Annotated in this window: 8 protein-coding genes and 1 pseudogene; 5 read left to right on the forward strand and 4 right to left on the reverse strand. The window is 42.0% G+C overall.

Annotated features, from left to right (window positions below; all coding sequences use genetic code 11):
- From C7B77_RS22205 to C7B77_RS22215, 3 genes and pseudogenes are all read right to left on the reverse strand, one after another.
- Positions 1-199: pseudogene (locus C7B77_RS22205) on the reverse strand (hypothetical protein); the annotation flags it as partial.
- 51 nt (positions 200-250) lie between these two features.
- Positions 251-1,255, reverse strand: a complete 1,005-nt coding sequence (locus tag C7B77_RS22210; protein ID WP_106309999.1) for an ATP-grasp domain-containing protein — start codon at positions 1,253-1,255, stop codon at positions 251-253.
- Positions 1,256-1,439: 184 nt separating this feature from the next.
- Positions 1,440-1,895 (reverse strand): PepSY domain-containing protein, encoded by a 456-nt coding sequence (locus tag C7B77_RS22215; protein WP_106310002.1) that lies wholly within the window; start codon positions 1,893-1,895, stop codon positions 1,440-1,442.
- Between the two features lie 171 nt (positions 1,896-2,066).
- Between C7B77_RS22215 and C7B77_RS22220 the strand changes: the two genes are divergently transcribed.
- From C7B77_RS22220 to C7B77_RS22230, 3 genes are all read left to right on the forward strand, one after another.
- Positions 2,067-2,426 (forward strand): hypothetical protein, encoded by a 360-nt coding sequence (locus tag C7B77_RS22220; RefSeq protein WP_181243971.1) that lies wholly within the window; start codon positions 2,067-2,069, stop codon positions 2,424-2,426.
- Positions 2,427-2,507: 81 nt separating this feature from the next.
- A complete protein-coding gene (locus C7B77_RS22225) occupies positions 2,508-3,152 on the forward strand; it encodes a phosphatase PAP2 family protein (protein WP_106310005.1) in 645 nt (214 codons plus the stop codon).
- 514 nt (positions 3,153-3,666) lie between these two features.
- The gene (locus C7B77_RS22230) at positions 3,667-4,362 is read left to right on the forward strand and encodes a type 1 glutamine amidotransferase domain-containing protein (protein ID WP_106310009.1); all 696 of its coding nucleotides are present in this window, start codon (positions 3,667-3,669) and stop codon (positions 4,360-4,362) included.
- Positions 4,363-4,401: 39 nt separating this feature from the next.
- On the opposite strand, the gene C7B77_RS22235 is transcribed toward C7B77_RS22230, so the two are convergent.
- Positions 4,402-4,644, reverse strand: a complete 243-nt coding sequence (locus tag C7B77_RS22235; RefSeq protein WP_245894310.1) for a hypothetical protein — start codon at positions 4,642-4,644, stop codon at positions 4,402-4,404.
- 257 nt (positions 4,645-4,901) lie between these two features.
- Between C7B77_RS22235 and C7B77_RS31515 the strand changes: the two genes are divergently transcribed.
- Positions 4,902-5,024 (forward strand): hypothetical protein, encoded by a 123-nt coding sequence (locus C7B77_RS31515; protein WP_281261382.1) that lies wholly within the window; start codon positions 4,902-4,904, stop codon positions 5,022-5,024.
- Between the two features lie 232 nt (positions 5,025-5,256).
- Positions 5,257-5,690, forward strand: a 434-nt coding sequence (locus tag C7B77_RS22240) for a GAF domain-containing protein (protein WP_146138452.1), incomplete at its 3' end; no start/stop codon positions are given.

A 5,690-nucleotide genomic window follows, 5' to 3' on the forward strand; every position in this document is an offset into this window, starting at 1 on the left:
AGATGTGTATAAGAGACAGAAATATGCCTGCAAAGATGGCCGTACTGAAGAGATAGCCGAAATTCATCGACATCGACAAAGCATCGCCGCCTGTTTCGCCGAGAGTTGTAGCCAGAATCTTGATTATCCAGAAGCTCAAGGTGACTGCTGGAACTTTACTGAGAATGTCTTGCTCGTTGGTGTTTGTTGTTGCTTTCATTTAAATCAAAGATAAGTGTTTTTAACTTATCCATATAGTTATTAATTAATCTCAATCTTTAAGTGAAAATGAAATCTCATTAGTCTTAACAAAGAGCGCATCATCATAACGGAGCATTGCCAAGCCATCTTCCCATTCATCGATCGCGACTTTAGGACGTTCGCCCAGATATAACTGCATCAGCCAACCAGGAAAATTTGCTCCAGCTCGATAAGATAAAGGATAACCTCCACCAAAACGGGGATTGATTTCGATAAAAACAATCTCCCCATCTGTCTGTAAAAAGCACTGAACGGTAATACAACCGATCGCACCAGGTAAAGATTCGACTACATGTTTTGCCGCAGCAATTAAAGCTGGATTTTTGACAGTCATCCCTTTGCTAATTTCACCCGCTCTAGTTTCGATTCTCAGTCGCGGAACGATCGATATTACGTTACCGTGAAAATCTACCAAAACATCGATCGTATATTCTTCACCAGTAATGAGCTGTTGGACGATCGCATTTTCTATATAATTTGAGAAGAATTCTAGCTCGACTTGACTCTGAATATAATGTAGCCCGATACTAGAACTACCCGTATCGGGTTTGATTATCAGTGGTAAATCTAGCTCGGTAACTCGATCTAATTCATAGATTATCGGTGTTTTGACACCAATTTCTTTAAAAAAGTTACTAGTCTTCTTCTTGCTATAACAGATTTGATTTGTTTCTGCTGATGAGACGACTAGAGTGACTCCACGATCTCGAAACTGCTGCTGATGGAGTGACAGGAGTTGAAGTTCTGTATCGATTAATGGAATGAGTAAATCGATAGAGTGTCGATCGCAGATATCGATTAAGCTATCTATATAAGTAGGGTCGTTAATTTTAGGGACGAGTTCGGCTGTATCTGCAAGGAAAGAAGCTGGAGCACTTCTTTTAAAATCGGCAGTAATTATCTTGCCAGTGATGTTATTTGGCGTAGCCTCTCGTGAAGAGAGTCGATACATTGACTGATAAAAAGCTTTGAGTAGCTCGACTCTTCTACCTACACTTGTTAGTAAAATATTCATGAATATATCTAGCTTCAATGAATTTTTAAGCGGACAGGAGCGATTAATTGAATAGTTTAGTTTCGATCGTTCTCGATAGATCGAGATAAATAATAAATCGAACGATAGTAGGTATCACTATCCTATTAGGATGAAAACTATCGCTCGACTACCATTAGATCGGGTAAATTTCGCAGATTAGCAGTTATTTACCATCATCATTAGTTTCGCCCTTTTCCACTTCAGCTACTTGAATGCTGCTACGCGGGCGAGAACCTTCTGATTCAGCTCCCTCTTTGGCAGTATTATCCGTATAGAGAATCTTTCCGTTTCCGGCATCAACTTTCACTTCATTTTGACCGATATTTACGGCATAAACTAAGTTACCGTCTTCATTCTCTAGCTGAATGTTACTAGCTTTATTGCCTAGTGCTGCTTCTGCTGTTTGTCGTGCTTGGCTTGCTGAGATTTTAGCCAGGGGCTGGAGTTTAGCTATTTCGCTTGCTTCGTCAGTAGATGATTCGCGCGATTCTACTTTCTCTTGGGCAACTGCCATTGATGATGTATTAGGTGACGATGCCGATACCATTTTGGCAATACCACCGATACCCATAGTAGCGACTACTGCGGCAATGAGACTGACTTTTACTGAGGGTTTCATGGGTTAAATTTCTGAATTTGGACTCAACACCATCTACGTTAGGTAATAAAAGTCAAGAACTCGTCAAGAACTAAAATATTTTAGAAATAAATGAATCAGATGTCTTGTCTAGTTCTTGACAATTTGTTTGTAAGATCGATTTATTCGATCGATTGTAAAAGGTATATTTTTATGAAACGCTTTCTCCCAAGCGGTTTGATAGTCATCGCCATTTCATTAGCTGTAAATACTTCTGTAGCAGCAAAAGGTAAGTCAGAGGTCATTACAAAACCAGTAGCACAGGCAACCAATAGTACTTCGATAGAATACATAACTCCGTTTGAATTAGTTGGTAACGCTTACCAGGGTCAATATCGGAAGCAGTCTATTCCTGGATTCGGCTCGTTCATTTACGATGTCAAAACTGGAAAAGTTACAGCTAAAGATCTAGTCGAAGCTGCAATTGTTGCTAAAGTTTTACCTTCACAAGCAATTGCCGATCGCAACTATCTTAGTAATGTAGATTGGCAGCTAAGATCGCTCGATCGTTAAGACCGATTCAATTTTAAGCTATCTCAATATGCACGCTCCTTTTCAGTTCTAATATATAAATCTAATTAAGCTAATCTTGTCATGCACGATCTTCAAGTTAGTCGCCAGAATTTAATTAATAGCCTGAAACGGCAAGGGGTATGGCTGATTGGCTATTTGCTCGTTCTCAGTATTGTTGCTTGGTTGTGTACCGAAGTGTGGGAAAAAGAAGCGTTTAGTTTCGATCGATCTTTCCTATTATGGGTTCATCAATTTGCCACTCCGCAACTCGATAGTGTGATGCTGTTTATTACCGCTTTAGGTAATCCAGGTTCGGTAGTCACTGTCTTTATTAGTATGCTTGCCTGGTTGGGAATGAAGCGACAATATGCTGATGACATCAGATTTATAATCGTCTGTGTGGGTGGAGCCGCAATCAGTTATGTGATGAAGTTATTTTTTGCCAAACCTCGCCCCGAACTATGGACGCGATTAGTTAGCGAAACTTCCTTTTCTTTTCCAAGCGGTCATGCAGTTGGTTCGATGGTCGTATACGGTTTTATTTGTTATATCTTAGCTAGAAAATTTCCTATTTACAAAAGATATATTTATGCTGCTGCCAGTATTTTAATTATCGCGATCGGATTTAGCCGCTTGTATTTAGGCGTACACTATCCCACTGATATTATTGCTGGATATGGAGTAGGTATCCTATGGCTGACTACTTGTTTGAAAATAAGATTTTAAATATTAGCAATTAAAATTTTCCTCAACTGGGAAATCAATTTTATTTGAGACGTTTTAACGATCTCGATCTACATACTAACATATTCGATCTCGATCTCAACTACTTGATGGCAAGAAACGATTGGCTAGCGACAGGCGTTCCTGTGGCTCGATCGACGCTGCTAAAGCTATCGGGCTATTTTTAGGTCTGGTAATACTCTTTCGATCGCTTTTAAATTAATATGCAACTCCTGCTAATGATTTCACCTAAATTTCATCTAAACATGCTATTTGAGATTAAAACTTTAAATGTCTTAAAAACGATCGATAAATTCTATAATCTACTTATATAGGCTGATTCATTTACGGTTAGTTATTAGCGAATATAGATAGAGCAAATTCCGAACGGAGCGAGCCACCTCAGTAATATCTTAACGAGGATGTTTCGAGGCATTATTGAAGATCGAGTAAAGTGACGATCGCTACGTAACGATCGATCGTCAGTTCGTAAACATCAGTAATTAAAGGAGTCAAGATGAAAATATTAATGGTACTAACCTCACACGACCAGCTTGGTAATACGGGCAAAAAAACGGGTTTCTGGCTCGAAGAATTTGCTGCTCCTTACTACACGTTCAAAGACGCAGGTGCGACGATTACACTAGCTTCACCGCGTGGTGGACAGCCACCGCTCGACCCCAAGAGCGATACCCCAGATGCTCAAACTAAGGACACACGACGCTTCAAGGCAGATCCCGCTGCTCAAACCGCGCTCGCGCACACACTCAAATTAAGCGAGGTTGCTGCTGGTGATTTCGATGGAGTGTTTTACCCTGGCGGACATGGCCCCCTGTGGGACTTAGCAGAAGATCCAGTCTCAATCGATCTCATTGAGTTCATGCTAGCCGCAGGCAAACCAGTCGCCCTAGTCTGTCATGCTCCAGGCGTACTCCGTGATGTCAAGGGTCTTGATGGCTCTCCCATCGTCCGAGGTAAGGCAGTCACAGGTTTTACCAATACCGAGGAGCAAGCAGCCGGATTGACCGAAATCGTTCCGTTCCTGGTCGAGGATATGCTCGTGCAAAACGGTGGGCATTATTCCAAAGTAGCCGATTGGCAGCCCTATGTTCTCAAAGATGGTCTGCTGATTACCGGACAAAACCCTGCATCTTCCGAGCCAGCCGCCAAAGAACTACTCGAACAGCTCAGTCTGCTTACCAAGTCTATTTGAATGAGCGCATCGTCAGGTTTAGATTTAATTAATATCAAATTAATTTCCGATCGCAGCTAGTTCTACTTCATCTAACAAGACTATTGTTTCTGCCCCGATTCTGCCAAATTTAGGCATTACTGGGGCTAGTGGCATCTCGACTAAGTACTTCCAAGTTCCACCTTCAAAACTAGAGCTTCGCACGATTCCTTCCCCACCGATAAAGCTTACTTTTCTGTTATGTGGATACAAACTCTGGAGTGGAGAATTTAGAATGTGTCGCTCGATTCCTGTTTTCCTCATGGACGATCGCTCTCTAGTTTACTGTTGATGTATTGTCTAACTACATTCACGATATCAATCAAGCTCGGTTTTGATATCTATCAATTGAATGAATCGTGAAGCTGTGAAAAAGTATCGATCGGAACGATAAATTACAGCCGAGATCGTTATCGAGCCAAGATCTTAGTAAATTCGATCGAATATGCTCGGATTAATGGATGTTTAATTCTTGAGCGTAATAAATTGAACGGAGCGTGACAGGCGCAAAGCCAATATTTTTGACAGAAAATTTATCGATTCCGCAAGGCGGACGCTCCGCCAGCTTACAAAAAATAGATTTGCATTACAAAGCACCGATCCAGCGATCGAAAAATAATTTAAACCAAGCCATAGGCTCGTAGTCGGTCGATCTCGACTCGAAAAGTCTAAAACAACACTCTATAGCAGGGTTTGAGAGATTTTTAAGTCGATTAAAATCCGATTTTTAGCGATCGGATTTTGCCCGATCGATAGTTATTTAGTTAAATTACTCAAAGCTTGACATGGCAACAGTTCATAATGGAGGAGTACATTTTTAACGAATCGAGCTATTTTAGCAACTACCAACATCAATAGCCATTCGCAGGGGGCATCATGGCTGACTCACTACCACTAGACGCGATCGACCCGATCTTACCTGCCAACGAACCGGAACGGTTGGCGGCACTGCATCGCTATCAAATCCTCGATACACCTGCTGAAGCGGCGTTCGATCGCATCACAGCCCTCGCAGTGCGACTGTTTGAGAAGCCGATTGCGCTGATTTCGCTAGTGGATGAGTCGAGAGCTTGGTTTAAGTCCAGCATTGGTTTTGGTGCCCCTGAAGTGCCGCGCAACGATGCGCTGTGTAATGTTGCCGTGTTAACCGACGAGCTGCTGATCGTTCCCGATACTCGGCTAGACGATCGCTTTACCTGTAATCCGTTCGTGCAATCCGACGTAGCGACGCGATTTTATGCGGGTGCGCCCTTGCTCGATCGAGATGGCTTCAATTTGGGTACGCTGTGTCTGCTCGATACTGTGCCACA

Origin of the sequence: Chamaesiphon polymorphus CCALA 037 (genome assembly GCF_003003845.1) — a bacterium.
In the GTDB taxonomy this organism is placed as follows: Bacteria; Cyanobacteriota; Cyanobacteriia; order Cyanobacteriales; family Chamaesiphonaceae; genus Chamaesiphon; species Chamaesiphon polymorphus.